This window comes from Aerosakkonema sp. BLCC-F183 (assembly GCF_041929145.1).
In the GTDB taxonomy this organism is placed as follows: domain Bacteria; phylum Cyanobacteriota; class Cyanobacteriia; order Cyanobacteriales; family Aerosakkonemataceae; genus Aerosakkonema.
In genome coordinates this window covers 42,533-64,548 of record NZ_JBHFNU010000119.1, presented here as the reverse complement: position 1 = coordinate 64,548, position 22,016 = coordinate 42,533, and the positions used below count along the sequence as shown (strand labels likewise).

The window sequence follows — 22,016 nt, the reverse complement described above, 5'->3', positions numbered from 1 at the left end:
GGTAATTCATAATGACACCCGAACAAGTAAAATTTCTTAACGAAATTGCAGGGGAACTGAAAACGCAATCGGGATTTAATTTGAGAGAAGAAGTATTTTTTCCCCTGCGTTACGATAAAAATTGCCCACTAACAGTTCAACATCAACAAATTGCCCAAGAGTTGATGCCAAAAGATTCTCGCCTTGGTAAGGGAGATTATGCAACATCGATTGGTACAACTTCGCAAAATGTTGTGCTGGCGATGGTGAATTTATATAAAGAAGAAATGGAAAAAGATGGTGTTAATCTCGATATCTTAATTAATGGACAAAAAGGCCAAAAAGGAACTTGGCGAGAGGCTTATTATTGGTTATGGAATCACAAATATCTGCGATGGCTTGATGCTAATAGCTGGGAAATTTTACAAGCAAAAGCTAAATATTCTGCCAATTGGCTACAGTTTTTCACAGAAGATGAAGCGAACAAAATAGGGCTAAATAGAGGCGCATATTTGGAACTCCCACCACCGGAAATGCCGCCAAATATTCCCGTAAATAAGAAACTTTGGATGGCGATCGATCTCGAATACCCTAACTATCAATTGTTGTTGTTTAATCGCAGTAAACAGGGTACAGTTTTGTACTGTCCATCCTTCGGTTATGCGATCGATGCTATCATGGATAAACCGCCATTTTTGCTACCTCAAAAATATTCTTGGGCTGGTAAAACCGGCCAAAAGTTTATTTTTAAAGAAACGGGAAAGGAAGAATTTTTAGCAATTGTTTTGGAGAATTCATTGCATTTATCTTGGTTGACTCCCAAACGAGAAGAAGCTTTACCAGAATGGAATGTCGAACGAATTAAGGAGTTATTTGAAGAATTAGAAAAGCAAAGTAATTGGCAGGTTTTTTATCAAAGTTTTGAAGTGGTGGAATGATAAAATGAAGCTTAGAAAATCTGTTTTTTAAAGAAACTAATTTTCGTCAGTTTCATTATCTCCAAAAATCACATCTTCATATAAGCTATCAAGGCTAGTCCGAAAATCGATGCTTACTAAATGAATTTCGCTACCTTGATTATAGGTCTGCAATGTCCAAAATCCTTCAGCATTGCGGCGGAAGCATTCTACACGCTGGCGCTTTTGATTAATTAAAACATATTCTTGGAGGCTTTCTAATTGCCGATAATCGAAAAACTTATCACCTCTATCGAATGCTTCTGTAGATTTGGATAAAACTTCTACAATTAAACAAGGATATTTTTTACGATTGGGAAAAGCTCGATCGCGTGCATCGCAAGTTACCATCACATCAGGATAGTAAAAGATATTCGCTGTTTCAATATAGGCTTTCATGTCCGACATATAGACACGGCAGCCAGTCCCTCGCACATGATTTCTTAACAGCGCAAATAAGTTTCCGGCAATGGTAACATGGGGATCGCTAGCCCCAGCCATTGCGTAAATTTGTCCATCAATATATTCGTGCTTGATGGGGCTGAGTTCTTCTCTTGCTAGATAATCTTGAGGAGAAATGTAATCGTGACTTCGATCGGCAATCATTGTTTTGAAAACAGAGTTTTATATGATTATATCATTTAGGACTAAAAACCGGGTTTACCCTTATTCTTTGTACGTAGTTGGGCTTTAGCCCTCTTATTAGACCTAGCATAAGAGGGCTAGAGCTTAACTACATACCTTTACGATCGCACACAACAATCTCTCATTCAATTATTCAATATTTTCAGAACCATCGCTCTCAGAAGGTAAAAAATCAGCATTAAGAACTTCTTCCACAGCAAAGGGAGACTCTGGAGGGAATACCTTAATAGATAAACCTGTTTCAGCGGCGGCTAGTTCCCTAGCATCTTGATAAGATTCATTAAAAATATCTTCAAAAAACCGATATAAACTCGGACTGGTTTTGAAAGTATCTCCGAGGCGTATACGATGTTCTCGAATGGTGTATCGCCAGCTATTTGTGCGTTTTTCCGGCTGATATTTATACTTGAGTAAGTGCATGAGAAGTACCCTTAGATTACTTTTTAAAGCATTTTTATCGCTTCTACCCATACTTTCCAGTTCCTCTAGTAAGTTTTCTAGATCTATTTCGTTAAATTTTCCCTCTTTTAATAAATTGATATTTGTCTGTAACCAGAGATAAAAGTCTTGTTCGTAAAGGGATGTTATGGCAGTTGTTGTTGATTGGATAGTGGTCATTTTGTTTGACTCCCTTTCTCTTCTTTACATAAGTTTAACAGATTCGATAATCTATCGCTATATAGGATCAAAAAAACGGGTTGATGTTATAATTGGCTTCAGCCCAAGCCCGCCTCAGACTCAAGTCTGAGGCTAATAGCGAAAGTCCATTAAAATGGACTGAAAGATTAGGATTTAGTCCACTTAAGTGGACTTTAGCTATTAGCCTGCGATTTGAATCGCAGGCGAGCTAAAACGGCAGGTGCAAGGTCTGAGTAAAGGTAAGGATATGGAGTAAAATCATTCTGCCAAAGCATCCCAAATTTCAGGCATCGGTTCATCAAAATCGGAAGCAATTGTAATTGGCATTCCCCGCAGTGGATAATGTTTTGTAGGCGAAGGATCTGGTTCCTTATCAATGGGATAATGAAGTTTAGCATCAGGATGGTAAAATTTGCCTTGTTCTGCTTTGGAAAAGTCATACTCTGATTTCATAATTGCCTCTTTCGATTTGACTCTGTTTTTAATTATATATTTTTATTTGATAAGGAAGGAAAACAACAATGGACGAACAACGCATTGATGCCTATCGGCAATTCATCCGAAAACTGCTCGAATCTATGGTTGAATATATTGTTAGTAAGGAAGAACCGAAAATCTTTGACGGACACTCCAAGTTGCTTGACCCCGGACTCTTGGAAACGATGACCGAAGTTGCTAAAGAATTAGATGAGAACGGCAACCAAAATCTCGCTCAACTTTTAATAAACTTTGCTTTACGACTGGGCGAATTTCTCGGTAGCGACCAGCAGCCAATAGAAGTCAGAAAACAGACAGCCAATATTTTATTTCAGTGGGGAATGGAACAAGCTGAGATTAGCCAGTTTCTCGTAGCTTGTCAGTGCTGGGAACAGTCTCTTATTATTTATCAAACAATTCACGACCACTCAGGGGAAGCAAGTTGTCTGGATAATTTAACTTATGCTTACGACTCTCTGGGACAATACGAACGATCGATCCCTTTGTACGAAAAGTATTTAGTTATTTGCCAGGAACTCAAAGACCGCCCAAGGGAAGCAAATTCTCTGGGAAATTTAGGCACTGCTTACTATTATCTTGAACAATTTGAACGAGCAATTTATTACTACGAACAGTGTTTAGCTATTAGTAGGGAAATCAAATACCGCAGAGGTGAAGTCGATTCTCTGATGGGTTTAGGCAATGCTTACAACTTTCTGAGAGAACATGAAAGAGCAATTGATTTCCACAAACAGTCCTTAGCCATTAGCAGGGAAATCAAAGACCGCCAAGGGGAAGCATATTCTCTGGACAATTTAGGCAATGCTTACAACCCTCTGAGAGAACATGAAAGAGCAATTGATTTCCACAAACAGTCCTTAGCCATTAGCAGAGAAATCAAAGACCGCCAAGGGGAAACATATTCTCTAAGAGGTTTAGGCAATGTTTACCACTCTCTAAGACAATATGAACAAGCGATCGATGTCCGCAAACAGCAATTAGCCATTTGTCGGGAAATCAAAGACCGTAAAGGAGAAGCGTATTCGCTAAAAAGTTTAGGTAACGCTTACTATGAGCTAGGACAATATGAACAAGCAATCGATGTCCGCAAACAGCAATTAGCCATTTGTTGGGAAATCAAAGATCGCAAAGGAGAGGCGAATTCTCTGAGAGGTTTGGGTAATGCTTATCACTCTCTGGGAGAACATGAACAAGCGATCGCTTTCCAAGAACAGTCTTTAGCCATTTGCCGGGAAACCAAAGACCACACAGGGGAAGCATCTTCTTTGGAAAATTTAGGCAATGTTTACTATTCTCAGGGAGAATTGAAACAAGCGATCAATTTATATGAACAGTCTTTATCCATTAGACAGCAAATCAAAGATCGTAAAGGGGAAGCGGATTCTTTGGTAAATTTAGGCAATGCTTATGAATCTCTAGGACAATATGAACGAGCAATTACTTTCCAAAAACAGTCTTTAGCCATTTGCCGAGAAATTAAAGACCGCGAAGGGGAAGCGGATTCTCTGATAGGTTTAGGTAATGCTTACGAATCTCTAGGACAATATGAACGGGCGATTAATTTCCAAGAACAGTCTTTAGCTATCAGTCAGCAAATCGAATATGACCAAGGGGAAGCAAACTCTTTGGGAAATTTAGGTAATGCCTACAGATCTCTAGAACAATATGAACGAGCCATCGATTTCTATGAACAGCAATTAGCCATTTGTCGGCGAATTAAAAACCGCAGAGGAGAAGCGAATTCTTTGGGAAATTTAGGCGGGGCTTACTTTTATTTGGAACAAGTGGAACTAGCAATTGATTTCCACAAACAGTCTTTAGTCATTAGTCGAGAAATCAAAAACCGTCTTGGGGAAGTGAATTCTCTGGGAAATTTAGGCGGGGCTTACGTATCTCTCGAAGAATATAAACGAGGGATTGCTTACTACGAAAATGGTTTAGCCATTTGTCGGGAAATTAAATACCATAAAGCTGAACCACGTTTTCTGAACAACATCGGCGGCGCTTACTACGAATTGCAAGAAATAGAGAAAGCCATCGAGAAACTTCGCGAATGCCTCAAAATTGCCACCCCAAAAACCATGCCAGTCGAATGCTTCAAAACAGGTCGTGACCTCGGCAACATCGGCTTCACCCAAGGCGACTGGCACCTCGCTTTAGAAGGATACGAACCCGCGATGCAAGCAGTCGAACAACTCCGCAAAGGTTCAACCACCGACAAACGCCGCCAAGAAATCATTAAAGAAGCCATCTCCGTTTACGCCAACGCCGTCCAATGCTACATCAACCTCAAACAATACGATAAAGCCGTCGAAACCGCAGACCGTTCCCGTTCCCGCCACCTCGCGGACTTATTCGCCAGCAAAGACCTCTACCCCCAAGGCGAAATTCCCCCGGAAGTCGAAGAATACTATCGCCTGCAACAACAAAGCAACCGTTTGCGTTTTTCTGACAATGACCCAATGAAAGCACTCGCCACCACTCGCCAGCCAACCCCCAACGGCGACGCTATCATCGAAAAGATTAATGAATTAGAAGCAGAAAAACAGCAAGCTTGGCTGAAAATTCGCAGTAAAGATCGAGTTTTGGCGGGTCAATTGCAACCAGACCCCCTCAGTTTCAAGCAGATGCAAGCCTTAATTCCCGATGCCGAAACTGCCATTCTCAATTTTTACACCACAAGCGAACATACCCACATTTTCATCTTGCGAAAAAATCAAGCAACTCAACTCTACACCTGCGAAGGTCAAGGATATGGAACATTGCAAGATTGGATATTCAACAACTGGTTAAAACCTTATAAAGAAAACCCAACTGTTTGGCAAAAACAAATGGGTGAATTTCTCTCCCAACTCACCAACCGCCTGCAAATTAATCAACTTATTGAACAACATCTCAACGGCATCAAAGAACTGATTATCATCCCTCATTTGTACCTGCATCAAATCCCCTTTGCTGCCTTACCTTTAAACAACATTCCCATTCCCCACAGCGATACAGCTTCCGTCCAAACACGCGGCGCAAGCCTGGATATGAGCGAAACCCTTGATACGCCTGCCAAAACGCCATCCCAACAACCCGAATACCTCAGCGACAAATTCCGCCTTCGCATCGTTCCCAGTTGCCAAATACTCAGCTTTTGCCACCAGCGAGGCAACCTCAAACCTGCCACAATGGGAATCGTGGAAAATACCAGAGGCGACCTCGTTTTCACTGGCTACGAGTGCGAAACTCTGGCAACCATGCACAAAGTTTCCGAAAATAATCGCCTCCAATATCAGAAAGCAACTATTAGTAATTATCAAAAATTACTCGATCGCGTGCAAGTCCTCCATTCCAGTCATCACGCTCAATCGAATCTCAATAATTCCCTGGAATCAAAACTTAAATTATACGACGATGATATCAACCTCGGTCGCATTTTCACCTGGAGATTTTCGCACCTAGCCGAAGTCTTCCTCTCCTGCTGCGAAACCAATTTAACCCTCACCCAAATAACCGACGATCCGCTGAGTATTGCTAGCGGTTTCCTCTGTGCTGGTGCGAGAAATGTAGTCAGTACCTTGTGGTCTGTGGAAGATTTAGCAACCGCTTTGTTTTGCATTTTATACTATCAGGAAAAGCAGGACAAGGGCCGTTCCGAAGCAATCCGCCAAGCACAATTCAAGCTGCGTAACTTGACAGGCGATGAATTATCTGCTAAGTATCGACAGCAGTTAGAGGATTATTTTGAGCAAAAACTATCGGGAGAAAATAAAGTAGAAATTATCAAAAATGTGCGATTGCGATTAGAAGTGCTTTGTCGAGAAACATTGCCGTTTGTCAGTCCCTATTATTGGTCTGGTTTTGTATCCCAAGGTTTAGCCTAATTTCTAGGTACGTAGTTGCGCTTTAGCGCTCTTTCTGGGTTAGGTTTCGTACCTACAAATTAGTTCGATCGCACTATTCAATTTGAGATATTTTTTACCGCAGATAAAAGCAGATGCACGCAGATTAACGCAGATGTAGTTTTGGATCGATCGCACTATTCAATTTGAGATATTTTTTACCGCAGATAAAAGCAGATGCACGCGGATGAATGCAGATGTAGTTTTGGTTCGCTCGCACAATTTAATTTGAGATATTTTTTACCGCAGATAAAAGCAGATGAACGCGGATGTACGCAGATGTAGTTTTGGTTCGCTCGCACTATTCAATTTGAGATATTTTTTTACCGCAGATAAAAGCAGATGCACGCGGATGTACGCAGATGTAGTTTTGGTTCGCTCGCCAGGTAGAAGCGATTCTTAGGTACGTAGTTGCGCTTTAGCGCTAAATCTGGCGCTGAAGCGCAACTATGTACTCAAGAGTAGAGTTTATTGCTGGGAAGTGGCGGTAGTTCTCGGCGCTGGAATTGTGATGTCGATCGGCGTTACTTTTGCGGATAAGCTGGTTAACGGAGGTTGTATGGCAGCGGCATTACCTACAACCAAAGTGGTGATATTCTCTGGTTGCAGATAAGTCCGCGCCACGCGCTGAACATCGGCTACGGTTGTTGCTTCCACTTGGCGTCGATAACGGAATAAGAAATCATCCGGATAGCCGTAATATTCGTATCGCATCAACCGCGATAAAGTTTGGCTGGGTTCTTCAAAATTGAATACAAAAGAATTTAGCACTGACTCTTTCGCAAAAGCTAATTCTTCTGGGGTTATCGGTTTGTCTTGAATGCGCTTAATTTCGGCAAAGATTGCTTGCACAAACGGTACTGTGGTTTCGGAACGAGTTTGTCCCCCAGCAACGAAAATACCGGGATAGTCGTAGCGGGGACTCCACGCACCGTAAACGCTGTAAGCTAGACCTTGGCGCGATCGCACTTCGTTAAACAAGCGTCCCCCAAAACCACTCAGCACCCCATTCAAAACATTCAGCGCCGCATAGTCGGGACTGTTGAACAAACCGCCCAAATGTCCCATTTGAATATAACTTTGCGTTAGCTGCGGTTGGTTTACAAAAAATATACCACCCTTATTCGCCTGCGAAACATTCGGCAATGCTGGCATTTTTAATTGCGGGTTTGGTTTCCAGTTACCAAACTTTTCCTGAATCATCTGGCGCATTTTTTGACTGTCAAAATCGCCCACAATTCCCAACATCATATTGTTAGGATGGAAATATTGCTGATAAAAATTCAGCAAATCTTCTCTAGAAATATTATCTAGGCTGGCATACTCTACCGTGCGGGCATAGGGACTGCTTTCGCCGTAGATTAATTTCTGGAATTCTCGCCCTGCAATGCCGCCAGGGTTGTCGTTGCGACGGGCGATGTCGCCTCGCCCTTGGGTTTTGGCCAAATCGATTTTTTCTTGGGCGAAAACTGGTTGTTGAATTACTTCGGCAAAGAGGTCAAATACTTCTTCTAAATCTTCGCTGAGGCTGCTAAAACCTGCACTAGCTGAAGCAATTCCCACGCTAGTTTCCACCGAAGCTGCTTTTTGTTCCAGTAAAGTATTCAATTCTTCGCCGGAGTGTTTTTTTGTACCCCCAGTTCGCATCACTTCTCCCACTAAATCGGCCAAACCGACTTTATCCGCCGATTCCCAGCGTGCGCCTGTGCGAAATAAGGCTGTACCGCCGACGAGGGGAAGTTCCCGGTCTTCCATCAAATATACGATGATGCCGTTATCCAGCTTGTAGCGCGTGTAAGCTGGCACTTTTATTTCCGGTAACGGCGGAAAGGTCAATTCTGTATAATGCCGTGCGGTTTGCGCTGAGGCTGGTAACTTGACCAGCAATAGTAGCAGTACGGTTAGCACCATTAGCCTCATCGCTTTGAGAATACTGCGCTTCATGCCAATTTTAGATTTGCGATTGAAAAACACTTTTGACCCTCTGACCCGATCCTTTATTTTTCTATCTTCGGAATTTGACACCCATGGGTGTCAAATTTTCCCGGACTCCAGTTTTTTTGGTTTTCTGCATCAGTTGCGGTGGCATATCGATCGTCACTCTTTCGGCAGAAGACGCCCAATGGTACGATTTTGGGGTTGGAATGTTGCTTGTGCGATTCGCTGGATATCTGCGGGGGTGACAGCTGCGATCGCATCCAGTTGCTTGAACAAGTTTTTCCAGCTACCGGTTTTAACTTCGTATTCCACTAATGCAGATGCCATGCCATCATTGGAATCGAGGGTTCCCAACAAACCCGCACGCGCTTGGGTTTTCACCCGATCCAATTCCTCTGGGGAGACTGGTTCGGTTTTGAGTCGATCGATTTGCGATCGCAACCCCTTCGCCACTTCCTCTACAGTATGACCGGGAGCTGTCAGCGCGTAAAACAGCATCATTGTAGGATACTTATCTCCTGGAAAACCGCTGAAACCCTGTGCGGTGAGTGCGATTTGCTGCTTTTCTACCAAAGATTTGTACAGGCGGGAAGTTCTACCGTCGCTGAGAATGCTACCGATAATCTCGTAAATCGCGTTATCGGGATGATTCATTGCTGGCCTGTGGTATCCTTCTAAATACCAAGGTTGCGAAGGCAGTTGCAAGGTTATTTCTCTGGTTTCCGTTTGGTTTGGTTCCGCAGCTAATGTTTCCGGTGCTGTCGGTTTGGCTTTGTAGCGACCGAAGTAAGTTTGGGCTAATTTTTTGACTTCTGCTGGGTTGACATCGCCGACAATTGCGATCGTCAATTTGCTGGGAACGTAGTGTGTGTCGAAAAACTCCTGCACGTCTTCTCGCGTCAGATTGCGGATATCTCCGTCATACCCGATCACCGGACGCCGATAGGGATGTACTTTGTAAGCTGTGTCGATAAATGCTTCCAGCATTTTACCGATGGGCGAGTTATCGACGCGCAGCCGTCGTTCTTCTAAGATGACATCTTTTTCTTTATAAAATTCTCGCATCACTGGGTCGAGAAACCGTTCCGATTCTAGGGACATCCACAGTTCTAGCTTGTTGGAGGGGAAGCTGTAGAAGTAGCGGGTGGCGTCTGTGGAAGTTGTGGCGTTGAGTCCCTCGCCTCCCGCTTGCTCAACTATGCGACCGAATTCGTTTTGCTTGACTAACTCGGCTGCTTGCGCTTCCACTTTTTTGAATTGGTCTTGTAACTGTGCAACTTCTGCTTCTTTTCCTGTGGCTTTAGCAGCTTGAATTTGTTGCGATAATTTATCGAGATCGTCCAGTAGCGGCTTTTCTGCTGCGTAGTTTTTTGTGCCTATGCGCGTGGTTCCTTTGAAAGCCAAATGTTCCAGAAAGTGCGCTACGCCTGTTTTGCCATCAGGCTCGTTTGCACCGCCGACATCGGCATAGGTGAGAAAGGAAACTACTGGTGCTTGATGTCTTTCCAAAACGATGAATTTCATGCCGTTATCGAGCCGAAACTCGGTGACGCGCTGCATGACTCGATCTAAATACGGCTGAATTGATGCAGCTGCTACTCTGTTTTCGCTACGCGCTAAAGCTGCTTGTGGTTGGAGTCCCAACCACATCATCCCGACACATAAAAATGTGGCGATCGCTTGACGCCACCAGCTTTTTTTTATTTGCATTGTCAACTGAAGTAACCACGCAGGCGATATCATAGATTAGATTGAATTTTTGACTTTACAAAAGATGAATTTGGTCGCTGACGCTTTTTTACCATATTGCACGGACACGCATATGGAATCCTGCATTGAAATTAAGGTACTCGCTCATTATACCCGATCTTAATTAGTTAACGCGAAAATACATTTTTCTACTCTATAATTAGTTATTATCATCTTTAGAGCGAAGCCAAATATATCTAAAATATCCCCGATTAGCAACTAACATTTTCCCTTTCCGATTGTGCATGGCTCGCTGTTAATATTTGATGGGATGCGATTGAAATCGCGGGCGTGGGTTTCATCCCCATGTCTAAAGCCAGGTGCTTTGACGCAGGTTTTCAGGTAAAGAGATGTATAGAAATTTTACAGTTAAGCAAATTTGTTAAGTTACAGGGCTGAGCTAGGAGCCAAAGAAGCAAAAGGGGGATAAGATGAAAAAATTATAGCTTCTCTAAGTGGCGAAACCTGCGGTTGGTGCTGCGTTAGTCTCCAGATGAAATGGAGAAAAATGAGCCGATCGGGTAAAAATTAAGGCGCGATCGCATCTGGGAAACCAGGAAATAAAGCCAATAGAATGACTTCGGGTTGTATACAGGAAACAAAAAGAATTATATGGGAATTTTGCAGCGAACCACTCAGTCAGAAGAAGCGACGCGCACTCGCATCGTCAAAGCAGCGCAAAAGTTGTTTGCCCGTCAAGGTTATGATGGTACGACGACTCGCGATCTAGCGGCGGCGGCGGGAGTGGCGGAAGGAACTTTGTTTCGACATTTTGCCAACAAAAAGGCGATTTTGGTGGAAGTGGCGACAGAGGGATGGGTAGAAATACTGACCGACTTGCTGACAGAACTGAGCGAAATGGGCAGTTACGAAGCTGTGGCGCAGGTAATGCGACGGCGGATGATGAATTTTCACTCGAATGCGGATATGATGCGGGTTTGCTTTATGGAAGCCCAATTTCACCCAGATTTGCGCGATCGCGTACAGTCGGAAGTAATTGCCAAAATGACGGATGTAGCCGAAGCATTCTTTGAAACGGCGATGGATAGAGGTATTTATCGCCGGATGAACCCCAAAATTGTCGCCCATGTGTTTGTGGGAATGTTTGCGATCGCAGGTTTTAGCCACGATACCATTATGGAGCCAGGAGCTTCACCCCAAGCGATCAAGGAAATGGCAGAGGGAATTGCCGACATTTTCCTCAATGGCGTACTGGCTAAAAGTTAGCGCTATTTTAGCAAAATCCAGATCGATCGGCGATGGCAAATAGCAAACAATCCAAAATCCAAAATCTAAAATCTCAAATCCCAAATCGATCGCGCTTGTTGAATCCACAGCGAAACTTGCTCTACAGAGGGACAGAGGTCGCGGCGCTGCATCGTGGCTACCTGGAATCGCAAAATTTGTTGATGTAATCTGTGCGGGGGAATCTGAGCCAGTTGGGTTACCTAAAGAAAATTAGGAGCATGAAAGCCACCGTAATTTATTCGGTGGATGCCATGCGACGGGCGCGAATTTATAATGCCTACGGCACGAAGAAAGCGAACGCCGTCAGACTTGACTAGAAAAAAAACGTTACGCTATTATAACGGCATAAGGAGATTGAGCCAATGCTGGTGTACGAATTTAAACTCAAAGGCAAAGCGCAGCAGTATCGCCTAATTGATGAAGCGATTAGAACCGCTTTGTTTATCAGAAATAAGTGCATTAGATATTGGTTGGACAACTCCAAAATTGGTAAGTATGACCTCAGCGCCTACTGCAAAGTTTTAGCATCTGAATTTAGCTTTGCTAAAAAACTAAATTCAATGGCCAGACAAGCATCCGCAGATAGAGCCTGGGCAGCAATTTCACGGTTTTACGATCACTGTAAACAGAAAATTGTAGGTAAAAAAGGATTTCCTAAATTTAAAAAACGCGGTCATTCCGTTGAGTACAAAACTACCGGATGGAAGCTTTCAGTTGATAGGAAGCATTTAACCTTAACTGATGGCTTTGAGATTGGCCAACTTAAACTGCTGGGAACTTATGACCTGCATTTTTATCAGTTATCAGACATTAAACGGATTAGGTTAGTCAGAAGAGCAGATGGATATTATGCTCAATTCTGTATAGCCTACAACCGTGAAATCGAGACAGAGCAAACTAAAAGGATGATTGGGCTTGATGTTGGGCTGACTCATTTTTATACGGATTCCGATGGAAATAAAGTAGATAACCCTAGATTTTTACGTCGTGCAGAAACAGCATTAAAACGACTACAAAGAAGGGTGTCTAGAAAATTACGTCGGGGTCAGAAGCGATCGAGTAACTACATCAAAGCCAAACAGAAATTAGCTAGATTTCACCTAAAAGTTAGTAGGCAGCGTAAAGATTGGGCTTGTAAATTAGCTCAATGCGTAATTCAGTCTAACGACTTGATTGCCTACGAGGATTTGCAGGTGAGAAACATGGTTAAGAATCACAAACTAGCTTTATCCATTAGCGATGCAGCTTGGTATCAATTTCGAGTATGGTTGGAGTATTTTGGAAGGGTTTACGGGAAAATAACTGTAGCTGTTCCGCCTCAATACACTAGCGCTAATTGCTCTTCTTGTGGTAAGGAAGTTAAGAAAACGCTTAGCACTAGGACGCATAAATGTAGTTGTGGATTAGTGCTGTGTCGTGATACCAACGCGGCGATTAATATCTTGATAAAAGCATTAAGTACGGTAGGGCATACCGGAACTAGGGCGCAAGACGCTCTCAACGCTTGGGAAGAGTTGTCCCTCTATCAAGAATCAGCAATGACTCTAGACAAGGACTCTCGTTGAACCAAGAATCCCCGCATCTTGATTAGCGGGGAGTGTCAAAGAACAAACACCGACGTGCAATAATAGTCCGCAATAATGGCAGCCAACGCTGGGGACGCGAGCCAGATCCGCCAAAGCAACCCATTTATTAACGTACTGAACGTGGATCTGTAACTGATTCGCCAGTGCCTGCCTACTAGCGGGAGAATTGGCCCAAAGAATTAGCTGCCCAGTTGTGGCAATGCCGCATTCCAGCAGTTGAGACTGGTTTTCGCGGCTTAACCCAGGCAGTTGAGCTAGAGGCCAATCCCCAAGCAGCATAGCGCTTTCACAATTGTTGGGTTTAAAAGACATCTTTATTAGTCTGTCGAATTTAGACTCTTTTGGTATTCTGACAAGAGTGAGATGCTCCCGGATTGTACCTTTCTATGATGCAAGTCACGACCGAGATGCCTATTGCCTTGGACATAGCTTCGCTAACGGCGTCGCTAAAAAATTCTCATTCCGACACGCTTGGTGAAGCCAAAACCCTGGCAGACACACTCCGCAAGCGGCGGAAGCGACTTTTCGAGCTGATTGATTTCCCCGTGGTTCTCTGGTCAGGATGCGCCCCATCTCGCAATTATCCGGCAAATAAATTGCCGTTCCGCGCCAGCAGTCACTTTCTCTATTTTGCGGGGCTACCTCTGGAAAATGCAGCAATTCGTATGGAGGCGGGCAGACTGGAACTGTTCGTGGATGACCCGAATCCGGAAGATTCCCTGTGGCATGGAAAACAGCCGACGCGAGAGGAAATTGCTGAGTTGATCGGGGCTAACACAGCTCACCCGATGGGAGAACTGAGGTGGCGATCGCAAGGTTGTGCGACAATTCCAGTGCAGGATGTGATGCTCAACCACCAACAATCTGGTATACTCAATCGCTGGTTGTATTCGGCATCTTCCCTGAGTTGGATAGATTGGGATTTAGCATACGCGATCGTCAAATTGCGCCTTCAGCAGGATGCCGGTGCTTTAACAGAGTTGCGAAAAGCGGCGGCTACTACAGTTGACGCTCATAAATCCGGGATGGCTGGAACGCGCCATTGCAAAACGGAAGCGGAAGTGCGATCGGCAATGGAAAGCGTCATCATCGCTCGGAACATGACTTGTGCTTACAATAGTATTGTCACGGTTCGCGGGGAAGTTCTCCACAACGATCGCTATCACAACCCCCTGCAACCGGGAGATTTGCTGCTGGCGGATGTAGGTGCGGAAACGGCGATGGGTTGGGCATCTGATGTGACCCGCACTTGGCCGGTTTCTGGTAGATTTTCCCCCACTCAACGCGCTATTTACGAAGTGGTGCTGGCAGCTCGCGATGCTTGCATTTCTAAGATACGTCCCGGTGTGGAGTATAAAGATATTCATATGCTGGCCGCAACTACCCTCACCCAAGGGCTGCTGGATCTGGGCATTATGAAGGGGGATGTGGAAGAATTGGTGGAAATGGACGCTCACACGGCATTTTTCCCTCACGGCGTCGGTCATCCGATCGGTTTGGATGTCCACGATATGGAGGATTTGGGAGATTTGGCTGGGTACGAGTTGGGACGAATTCGCAGCGATCGTCCCGGTTTGAAGTTCCTGCGTCTGGATCGACCTCTACAAGCTGGTATGCTGGTGTCGATCGAACCCGGTTTTTATCAAGTCCCGTCGCTTTTGAATTACCCAGACAAACGCGAACAATATCAAGAAGTTGTGGATTGGGATCGTTTGGCTGAGTTTTCCGATGTGCGAGGAATTCGCATTGAAGATGATGTCTTAGTCACCGAGTCGGGTAGCGAGGTAATCACAGCCGATTTGCCGTCTCATCCAGATGCGATCGAGCATTTTATGGGTGGGTGATAGGTAATGGGTAATGGGTAACGGTAAGAAATTTTTACCATTGCCAATTACCTCTTATCTTTTCTGCAAGCTAATTTTTAGCTCATCCACTAACCGACGCTTTTAGACGATCGCGAGCTTAATGCCCAATTTAGATTTCTTGTTTACTGTTGAGGTTTTTTTCTAGTAATCTTTTAGCTATGCTCTGTCTGTAGGCTTCTATCGGTTCTACCAGTAGTTTAATTAACAAAATAGCAAGCCAGGTTGTTAAAAACAAAGCCGCGATTCCTAAAAAGTTATTCAAAATCCAATCCTGTTGCCCTTGGAGTACTTTCTTTAAGAAAGTACTTAATACTATTCTTTCAATTAAAACAATTACAAAAACATGAGCTATGTAGATGGGATAAGATAATTCTCCCAAAAGTCGATCGGCTCTACTTCTTTGGGTATAGATAAACATAAATGGGATGCTCACCATTATCATTATGTAATACAACCATTGTTTGATGATAACTCCTGGCATAAATGGGAATAAAATTGTCAAAGCATATACAAATAAAGTTAAATACAAAAGGTTTTGGTGTTGGAATTTATGGGTTTTAAATTTGCTATAAATTCTATAAGAGATGATTCCACACATAAAAAACGCTAATTCTGTCGGAAAAAACCTATAAGTCCACGGGTCGTAATTTAGACCTACTGAATAAAGGCTTATTCTTAATAACAAACTCAGCGATATCAGTATTACTATAACAAATGAACTTTGCCTTACAAGTAAAGGCGCAATGCAATAAAATAGCAATTCTATACTGAGAGACCAAGCTTGAGGTATAAGCAAAAATGTATGGACTTGAGGTTGAGATTGTGTAAAGTTTGAGGTAAAGAAGAGCCAGCCATCTGGTTGATGCAGCTGCAAAAACATGACAATATCTTGTCCAAATATAAAAACATTAGTAAATAATAAATAAATTTTTGAAAATATGTTTACCGATTGCCAATTAGCCATCCAGCTTTGTAAGAAAAGACCTCCTCCCAGTAAGTAAGAATGCAGTAAAGAAAACATTGCAACCAAAACTATCACCGCCCAATAAGCAGGAAATAATCTTACCAACCTACTTTTCATAAATGCTTTATAAGAACCATTACCGACATATTTTTCAGTTAAAATAAAAGCCATATAAAAACCAGAGATTATAAAAAATGATTGCACGGCTATCTGACCGCCAACAAGCTTGATACCAGCAATTGGATGGGAGTGAAAAATCAGAACGCTAACTGCTAAAATAAATCTCAAAAATCCCATGATTACCTCTTATCTATTGTGTCCATTATTTTTTATCCCAATTCTATTTTCTGCGATCGCGCCAGTCTTCACCACCCGGTAACTTTGCCAAATGCGCCTCAATTAGCGCTGGTAATTCTTTAGCAGAATGGTTATAAGTCAGGTTTTTGATCGAGTGCATCAACAAAACAAGTAAATGAGATTTAATCGTCCGCAAAACAGCTTGTTTACTCATGCCTTCTAATTCATCTACGATCGCCAAAGCATCGCTGTAGCGTTCTTCTAATATACTGGTTCTTAAATCTATCAGTTCTTGGGTCATATTTTTGGCTTTTTCCGGCTTAGTTCCTTAGTTAAGTTTCTCTATTGTAGCCTTTGCTCTACTTCCTCAAGAGGCATATCGAGTACTTGGGCAATTTGCTCTGCCGTTAAGCCAATTTTTATCAATCGCGGTATGGTTTCTAATTTAGCTAGTTTTCGAGCAGTTTCAATATTGTTAGATTTGCCGTTAACAGATGTAGCTTCTTTAACAAAAAATTCAAAATTTCCTAACTCTGATTTTTCATTGGCTTCTGAAGGATTGGGACAGTTATTAATACTACCACCAATAACATAATGACCGATAATTTGACTTTTATATTTAGATTTATCAATTCCTAATCTTTCCACACAAGCCCGAAAATTCGATTTATTCAAATCTTCTCCCAACGCTTCAGAAAGAAGCTGCCAAAGCGCATAAGCTTCATCTTTAGCGTGACCTCGCGTACATTGATATTCTTTGGCAATATCCGCGTATTTCCGACCGTTGATAACGCCTTTAATAATTGCTCTTTGCAGACTATCGAGGTGCTTGCCCGTTTGAGCGAAAACGAGTTCGTCCAAATACTTTAACACCTCTGTTGTGTCCATAGCCGATGACTTGAATCCTAATTTATACGTCATTATCCGCCATTATCCGCCATTATCCGCCTCTTGTAAACATATTTAATAAAACTCCCGTCATTATCCGCCTTTATCCGCCAGTCATAAGTGATGACACTGTTGAGATGCTGGGAATAAAGTAAAAAAGATTACTACAAGGGGAATTTATGCTCAAGAAAGTAACAATCCTATCTTTGGCAATGATAGGTTTCTCGACGGTTCCTGTATCTGCTGATGGTTTGTTTTCAACTTCAAACTTAAAGATTGGCGATGTCAACATTTCAATCAATAATGAAGGTAAAGTACTGACTAAAACTGAGGCAAGTACGGGAAAATGGTTAGGTGAACAGAAGTTCGGGCAGTTTTATGGCATGATGTGGGTGCCTGAGCATAATGTTCTCTTTGTAGCAGGTGTTCTGGAAGGTGGTAATCGACCTGTATTGGTCAAAATTAAATCCACAGGCGGCGGTGGGCGAAATATGTTTGGTGTGAAACCAGATGGCGGCTCAGTTTCTGGGTATAATTATCGATTGGGTTCGCAGTTCGTACAAGTCAAGAATATGAGCTACAACGGTAGTTTGCAAGTTGACAACGGTTCGGGGGTTGTCTACCGGATTGCAGGTGTGGGTGGTGGTGGATACAATATGTTTGCTCTTGTCAACGAAACAACTTGTCAGAGTCTACCAAATTATAACTATTTTAAGGGTTGCAGTTACTATTAATAGCAGGGAGATCGTTCTCCCACTCACTCTACCAACAGAAGGAGGCGATCGCTTTTATTTTATCTCGCATCAGATGCGATCGCACTTCACTCCCGTCCGACATGGGTTTGGAGTTTAATACCGTTCATTAGCTCGTTATCAAATTAATTGTAAGTTGGCTTTGCTTCCACTATAATAATAGAAAAAGTTAAAAATTCGGATTATGAGCCAAACTACTGCTTCAATCAACACTAAATTGATTGACTCCCTTGCTCAAATTATCCTTTCTCTTACCGAAGAGGAACGGCGAATTTTAGCGCAAAAAGTTCAGTATCCATCCTTGTCTGATGAGGAACTTCAAAATAAATGGGAAGCTTTACAGCGTGACATCGCAATAGGTATGGAACAACTTAAAAATGGAGAGTACGCTGAGTATGATGATTCCACACTACCCAATTTGCTGGAAACTATCAAAATACGGGGCAAACAGCGACTAGAGCAGGAGAAATCCGAGTGAACCGCTACCGTTTATCATGGCAGGCAGAGCGAGATTTAGAAGATATTTGGGTTTACCTAAAACAGCAAGATGAACTCTTAGCTGACAAACAGATTGCCCAAATTTTGGATCGGCTTCCCATGTTATCTCAGTTTCCTAATATAGGCAACCAACGCGACGATCTGGTGGCAGGGCTTAGGAGTTTTCCTGTCAAGCCATACATTATCTTTTACAATAAAATTGCAGATGGTATTGAAGTTGTCAGAGTTTTACACCAAGCGAGAGATATTGACAACTTGTTTCCATAATTTAACTATCAAAGCGATCGCATTACCAGAAGTGGAATCCCTCAGTTAAAATCGAACAATATGCACCTCGCTCACCTGACGATCGCTAACTTAGTGTGATGTTTGAGCCTAGAAATTGTTAGTAAACTTCATCGTGAGTTCCAAGATCGATTAGTAACACTTTGCTGTCTGAGATAAATTTAAAGACAAGGCGATGCTCGTATGTAATACTCAATGCCCAGTAACCTTCCAGATTTCCACTTAAAGTATGCGTTTTCAAAGATGGATGAAATGGCTCTTTGATAAAAAGAGATAGCTTTTCCTGAAATCTTTCAACCAATTCAGGATGTTTCTTTCGCCACTTTTTCAATATTCGTAGAAATGCCTCATCCCAAATAATTTCAATCATTGCTTGAATACTTCATCAAATCTTCAACTGTACCAGTTTGAACATTGCCCAATCTATAATTTTCTTCAGCTTCTGAGCATCTTAAGGCTATTTGGTTTCTTCTCAATTCGATCATCCGTTTGCTAAGAATTTCAGCAATATAAAACTGTTCTTCAAGAGCGAGGTCAGATATGGCTTGCAAAATATCGTTTACCTGAGTCGATGTTTTCATGGCTTTGGTCGCTTGCTTAACTCAATCTTCAATCTCTATCTCTATTATCACATCTTTTCCTGTACTTCCTCCAGGGGCAAATCGAGTACTTGGGCAATTTGCTCTGCCGTTAAGCCAATTTTTATTAATCGCGGTATCGTTTCTAGTTTAGCGAGCTTTCGTCCGGTTTCGATATTGTTAGACTTGCCGTTAACAGGGGTAGGAGTTTCTGAAATTATTGATTCTAAATTTTCTAATTGTGATTTTTCGTTGGCTTCTGAAGGATTAGGGCAAAAGTTAATATTACTACCAACAATAGAATGACCAAATATTTTACTTTTATACTGAGAATTATAAAAACCTAATCTTTCCACACAAGCCCGAAAATTCGATTTATTCAAATCTTCTCCCAACGCTTCAGAAAGAAGCTGCCAAAGTGCATAAGCTTCATCTTTAGCGTGACCTCGCGTACATTGATATTCTTTGGCAATATCCGCGTATTTCCGACCGCTGATAACGCCTTTAATAATTGCTCTTTGCAGACTATCGAGGTGCTTGCCCGTTTGAGCGAAAACGAGTTCGTCCAAATACTTTAACACCTCTGTTGTGTCCATAGCCGATGACTTGAATCTTAATTTATACGTCATTATCCGCCATTATCCGTCATTATCCGCCCCTTGTAAACATATTTAATATAACTCCCGTCTTTTTCCGTCTTTTTCCGCCAGTCAGATGTGATGACACCGTTGAGATGCTGGGAATAAAGTAAAAAAGATTACTGGATTTTACTTGTTATATGTTGAAGAAGTTGTTAATTTCGTCGGCTAGTATCTTAATTTCGTCGGCTGCTTTGATGTTCGCTACTCCAGCGCGTGCAGATTTTGTTGTTTGTAACAAGGCGGCTGGGAGAGCTTATGTTGCAATATCGTGGACAGATCAACAAGGGCAAACATGGTCTAGAGGATGGTTACAGCTTGACCCAGGAAATTGTGGTTCAGCTTTCAGAGGAAGAGTTAGCAATGCAGAGATAGGAGTTTATGCAGAAACTCCCACTGGAGTAGTTGCATCGGGTAATACTCGTAGATGTGTCATCTGGGTGCAGGTTCAAGCTTCATGGAATATACGGGATGCTGCTAATTCAAATCGCTGTAAAGGAAACGGAAGAGAAATGAAGGCTTTCGAGACGATCCGGACTGGTGGCAGTCCTGACTACACTTATGAGGTATACGATTAGATAAAATAATAAGCAAATTTACTGCAAATTTTAGGGAATCGGGAGCGATCGCACTTTACTTACTTTACCAACAGAAGGAGGCGATCGCGAAAGCTGAAGGGAAGCGATCGCTCGACTTTCTCAAGGTGGTGGGTGACGACCGAGAAGTTCCTCCTCTGACCGAATTGCTAACATAATTGCACGATTCATGTTGAGTGCCTCAATGGTCGCTCGTCCCGTAGCTGTTAATCCAACAACTCGCACGCCATCCCAACGGAAGTGTTCTTTCCAAACTTGTTGGCGAGGATTAAAGATTGGTACTACCTCGCCCGTTTCTGCATCTTCAACCGTTTGTCTAGCACCCTTTCGTAGCGAACAGGATACGCAGGCAAGTGCTAAATTCTCTGCGATTGTTGCGCCACCTGCGACGACAGGAGTGATATGGTCTATATGAAATGTAGCTGCTTGCCCTGCTTGAGACAAACAGCAATACTCACAGCGTTCGCCTGCTCTTTGAACCACCAATTGACGTAAGGAAGCGGGAATTGTTGACATTTATCCTTGCTTAATAATACGCTGCGACCTTAAGCGAAGTAGAGATAAAAATTCTGCCAATTCAACAAGCCCTTCTGCTTCCTCTCGCTCCGTTTGAGTTAGTTGTTCGCCTGCATCTTGGCGATCGAGTAAGAATTGAAGACGTTCTTGGACAGCTTCAGGAAATTGAAATTTAGTTAGTTCAGCCGGGATTTCAATTATCTCAGGCATATAGTGAGTGAGGAACTATGTCCTAGTTTTGTTCAAATCTTCAAAGCCGATGCTTGAATTATACTATAATTTTAATCAAGTCTTCAACCTTACCCAATATGATAACTTATTTTTTTATGACAATGCTTAGGTATTTACACATTGTTAACATTTATCCTTATTTAAGGTCTAGAACATGGGTGAGCAAAAAACAATGAATAAATTACTCTTTTCCGGTGTGCTTATAACTACAATTTTTTCAGTGCAATTTTCATCTTTTGCACAATCATTGCCCAGACTGCGGCGAAACATGAATTACGCGCAAGCCAGGACTCTCTTAATTCAGCGAGGGTGGCGACCTATACCTAACTCGGAACAAGTAAATAATCCAAATCGCACCGGTGTGATTGATTCTTTAATCAAAAAAGGCTATTCAGAAATTGTGGATTGTTCTGGAACGGGATTAGGGCTTTGTTTGTTTCAATTTAGAAATGCCAGAGGACAAACTCTTTTTGTATCAACGGCAAATAACGAGCCTAAAGAACAAAGCACGATCTATGACTGGAGGATCGAATAAACAGATTACTCCCTTCCTACCACAAAATTATGTATCATTTGTATCATTCTTTTTCCCCTCCGATCCTAACTCCCCTCCCCGTAGACGGGGAGGGGTTGGGGGTGGGGTGACCCTTTGCGGTGTCATAGATATTCTTTGCGCGGGAAAAGAGTAAATGCGATCGCCCTTCTCATTATACATCTCCATCTCCTCCAAAAGAATCTCACTCGTCAGGCAGGATGCCTACCCCACAAGAATTTCTGGAGATA

The 22,016-nt window shown here is 42.6% G+C and carries 24 protein-coding genes and 1 pseudogene; 10 read left to right on the top strand and 15 right to left on the bottom strand.

Translation table 11 applies throughout. From position 1 onward, the window contains the following. Positions 1-11: 11 nt before the first annotated feature. On the top strand, positions 12-917 hold the full coding sequence (locus tag ACE1CD_RS35270; protein WP_374827755.1) for a hypothetical protein: 906 nt from the start codon (positions 12-14) through the stop codon (positions 915-917). Positions 918-953: 36 nt separating this feature from the next. Here the strand turns inward: ACE1CD_RS35270 and ACE1CD_RS35265 are convergent, their stop codons facing one another. From ACE1CD_RS35265 to ACE1CD_RS35255, 3 genes are all read right to left on the bottom strand, one after another. Further along, positions 954-1,541, bottom strand: coding sequence for a Uma2 family endonuclease (locus ACE1CD_RS35265; protein WP_374827754.1), 588 nt, complete (start codon positions 1,539-1,541; stop codon positions 954-956). Between the two features lie 168 nt (positions 1,542-1,709). Beyond that, positions 1,710-2,198, bottom strand: a complete 489-nt coding sequence (locus ACE1CD_RS35260; protein ID WP_374827753.1) for a DUF29 domain-containing protein — start codon at positions 2,196-2,198, stop codon at positions 1,710-1,712. A 279-nt stretch (positions 2,199-2,477) separates the two neighbouring features. Further along, on the bottom strand, positions 2,478-2,672 hold the full coding sequence (locus ACE1CD_RS35255; protein WP_374827752.1) for a hypothetical protein: 195 nt from the start codon (positions 2,670-2,672) through the stop codon (positions 2,478-2,480). Positions 2,673-2,740: 68 nt separating this feature from the next. On the opposite strand from ACE1CD_RS35255, the gene ACE1CD_RS35250 reads away from it, so the two are divergent. Continuing rightward, positions 2,741-6,586, top strand: a complete 3,846-nt coding sequence (locus tag ACE1CD_RS35250; RefSeq protein ID WP_374827751.1) for a tetratricopeptide repeat protein — start codon at positions 2,741-2,743, stop codon at positions 6,584-6,586. A gap of 486 nt (positions 6,587-7,072) precedes the next feature. On the opposite strand, the gene ACE1CD_RS35245 is transcribed toward ACE1CD_RS35250, so the two are convergent. Continuing rightward, positions 7,073-8,548, bottom strand: coding sequence for a M16 family metallopeptidase (locus ACE1CD_RS35245; RefSeq protein ID WP_374827750.1), 1,476 nt, complete (start codon positions 8,546-8,548; stop codon positions 7,073-7,075). Positions 8,549-8,701: 153 nt separating this feature from the next. Continuing rightward, on the bottom strand, positions 8,702-10,192 hold the full coding sequence (locus ACE1CD_RS35240) for a M16 family metallopeptidase (protein ID WP_374827765.1): 1,491 nt from the start codon (positions 10,190-10,192) through the stop codon (positions 8,702-8,704). Between the two features lie 711 nt (positions 10,193-10,903). Here ACE1CD_RS35240 and ACE1CD_RS35235 point away from each other — a divergent pair. After that, positions 10,904-11,518, top strand: a complete 615-nt coding sequence (locus ACE1CD_RS35235) for a TetR/AcrR family transcriptional regulator (RefSeq protein WP_374794368.1) — start codon at positions 10,904-10,906, stop codon at positions 11,516-11,518. A gap of 65 nt (positions 11,519-11,583) precedes the next feature. Here ACE1CD_RS35235 and ACE1CD_RS35230 read toward each other — a convergent pair. Next, a pseudogene (locus tag ACE1CD_RS35230) lies at positions 11,584-11,733 on the bottom strand (DUF4332 domain-containing protein); the annotation flags it as partial. Positions 11,734-11,901: 168 nt separating this feature from the next. Between ACE1CD_RS35230 and ACE1CD_RS35225 the strand changes: the two are divergent. Continuing rightward, positions 11,902-13,104: an RNA-guided endonuclease InsQ/TnpB family protein gene (locus ACE1CD_RS35225; RefSeq protein ID WP_374827749.1), complete on the top strand. Its 1,203-nt coding sequence runs from the start codon at positions 11,902-11,904 to the stop codon at positions 13,102-13,104. Here the strand turns inward: ACE1CD_RS35225 and ACE1CD_RS35220 are convergent. Beyond that, positions 13,084-13,437: a DUF4332 domain-containing protein gene (locus ACE1CD_RS35220; protein ID WP_374794283.1), complete on the bottom strand. Its 354-nt coding sequence runs from the start codon at positions 13,435-13,437 to the stop codon at positions 13,084-13,086. The genes ACE1CD_RS35225 and ACE1CD_RS35220 overlap by 21 nt on opposite strands. Positions 13,438-13,511: 74 nt before the next feature. On the opposite strand from ACE1CD_RS35220, the gene ACE1CD_RS35215 reads away from it, so the two are divergent. Continuing rightward, entirely contained in the window at positions 13,512-14,969 is a 1,458-nt protein-coding gene (locus ACE1CD_RS35215; protein ID WP_374827748.1) for an aminopeptidase P family protein, read from the top strand. A gap of 130 nt (positions 14,970-15,099) precedes the next feature. Here ACE1CD_RS35215 and ACE1CD_RS35210 read toward each other — a convergent pair whose 3' ends face one another. From ACE1CD_RS35210 to ACE1CD_RS35200, 3 genes are read right to left on the bottom strand one after another with little or no spacing between them, the layout of a single operon-like run. Next, entirely contained in the window at positions 15,100-16,251 is a 1,152-nt protein-coding gene (locus tag ACE1CD_RS35210; protein WP_374827746.1) for an acyltransferase family protein, read from the bottom strand. A 43-nt stretch (positions 16,252-16,294) separates the two neighbouring features. Continuing rightward, positions 16,295-16,552, bottom strand: a complete 258-nt coding sequence (locus ACE1CD_RS35205; RefSeq protein ID WP_374827745.1) for a hypothetical protein — start codon at positions 16,550-16,552, stop codon at positions 16,295-16,297. Between the two features lie 41 nt (positions 16,553-16,593). After that, entirely contained in the window at positions 16,594-17,139 is a 546-nt protein-coding gene (locus ACE1CD_RS35200) for a hypothetical protein (RefSeq protein WP_374827744.1), read from the bottom strand. A 179-nt stretch (positions 17,140-17,318) separates the two neighbouring features. Here ACE1CD_RS35200 and ACE1CD_RS35195 point away from each other — a divergent pair, with 179 nt between their 5' ends. The 3 genes from ACE1CD_RS35195 to ACE1CD_RS35185 all read left to right on the top strand — a co-directional run bounded on the left by ACE1CD_RS35195 (position 17,319) and on the right by ACE1CD_RS35185 (position 18,656). Continuing rightward, positions 17,319-17,873 carry a hypothetical protein gene (locus ACE1CD_RS35195; RefSeq protein WP_374794278.1) on the top strand — a complete coding sequence of 185 codons (555 nt, stop codon included), beginning with the start codon at positions 17,319-17,321 and terminating at the stop codon, positions 17,871-17,873. Between the two features lie 202 nt (positions 17,874-18,075). Continuing rightward, a complete protein-coding gene (locus tag ACE1CD_RS35190) occupies positions 18,076-18,369 on the top strand; it encodes a hypothetical protein (RefSeq protein ID WP_374827743.1) in 294 nt (97 codons plus the stop codon). Next, positions 18,366-18,656 (top strand): type II toxin-antitoxin system RelE/ParE family toxin, encoded by a 291-nt coding sequence (locus ACE1CD_RS35185; protein ID WP_374827742.1) that lies wholly within the window; start codon positions 18,366-18,368, stop codon positions 18,654-18,656. The genes ACE1CD_RS35190 and ACE1CD_RS35185 overlap by 4 nt, the downstream gene beginning before the upstream one ends. A 118-nt stretch (positions 18,657-18,774) precedes the next feature. Here ACE1CD_RS35185 and ACE1CD_RS35180 read toward each other — a convergent pair whose 3' ends face one another. The 3 genes from ACE1CD_RS35180 to ACE1CD_RS35170 are packed head-to-tail and all read right to left on the bottom strand — an operon-like array spanning position 18,775 to position 19,848. Continuing rightward, entirely contained in the window at positions 18,775-19,044 is a 270-nt protein-coding gene (locus ACE1CD_RS35180) for a type II toxin-antitoxin system YafQ family toxin (RefSeq protein ID WP_374827741.1), read from the bottom strand. Further along, positions 19,037-19,255: a hypothetical protein gene (locus tag ACE1CD_RS35175; RefSeq protein WP_374827740.1), complete on the bottom strand. Its 219-nt coding sequence runs from the start codon at positions 19,253-19,255 to the stop codon at positions 19,037-19,039. Before ACE1CD_RS35175 ends, ACE1CD_RS35180 begins: the two co-directional genes overlap by 8 nt. Before the next feature lie 47 nt (positions 19,256-19,302). Then, positions 19,303-19,848 carry a hypothetical protein gene (locus ACE1CD_RS35170; RefSeq protein ID WP_374794277.1) on the bottom strand — a complete coding sequence of 182 codons (546 nt, stop codon included), beginning with the start codon at positions 19,846-19,848 and terminating at the stop codon, positions 19,303-19,305. 182 nt (positions 19,849-20,030) lie between these two features. Between ACE1CD_RS35170 and ACE1CD_RS35165 the strand changes: the two genes are divergently transcribed. Next, positions 20,031-20,468, top strand: a complete 438-nt coding sequence (locus ACE1CD_RS35165; RefSeq protein WP_374827739.1) for a DUF1036 domain-containing protein — start codon at positions 20,031-20,033, stop codon at positions 20,466-20,468. Between the two features lie 120 nt (positions 20,469-20,588). Here the strand turns inward: ACE1CD_RS35165 and ACE1CD_RS35160 are convergent, their stop codons facing one another. Continuing rightward, positions 20,589-21,002, bottom strand: coding sequence for an HNH endonuclease (locus ACE1CD_RS35160; RefSeq protein ID WP_374827737.1), 414 nt, complete (start codon positions 21,000-21,002; stop codon positions 20,589-20,591). Beyond that, the gene (locus ACE1CD_RS35155; RefSeq protein WP_374827736.1) at positions 21,003-21,212 is read right to left on the bottom strand and encodes a hypothetical protein; all 210 of its coding nucleotides are present in this window, start codon (positions 21,210-21,212) and stop codon (positions 21,003-21,005) included. Positions 21,213-21,405: 193 nt separating this feature from the next. Here ACE1CD_RS35155 and ACE1CD_RS35150 point away from each other — a divergent pair, with 193 nt between their 5' ends. Then, entirely contained in the window at positions 21,406-21,768 is a 363-nt protein-coding gene (locus tag ACE1CD_RS35150) for a hypothetical protein (RefSeq protein WP_374827734.1), read from the top strand. The last annotated feature ends 248 nt before the right edge of the window (positions 21,769-22,016 follow it).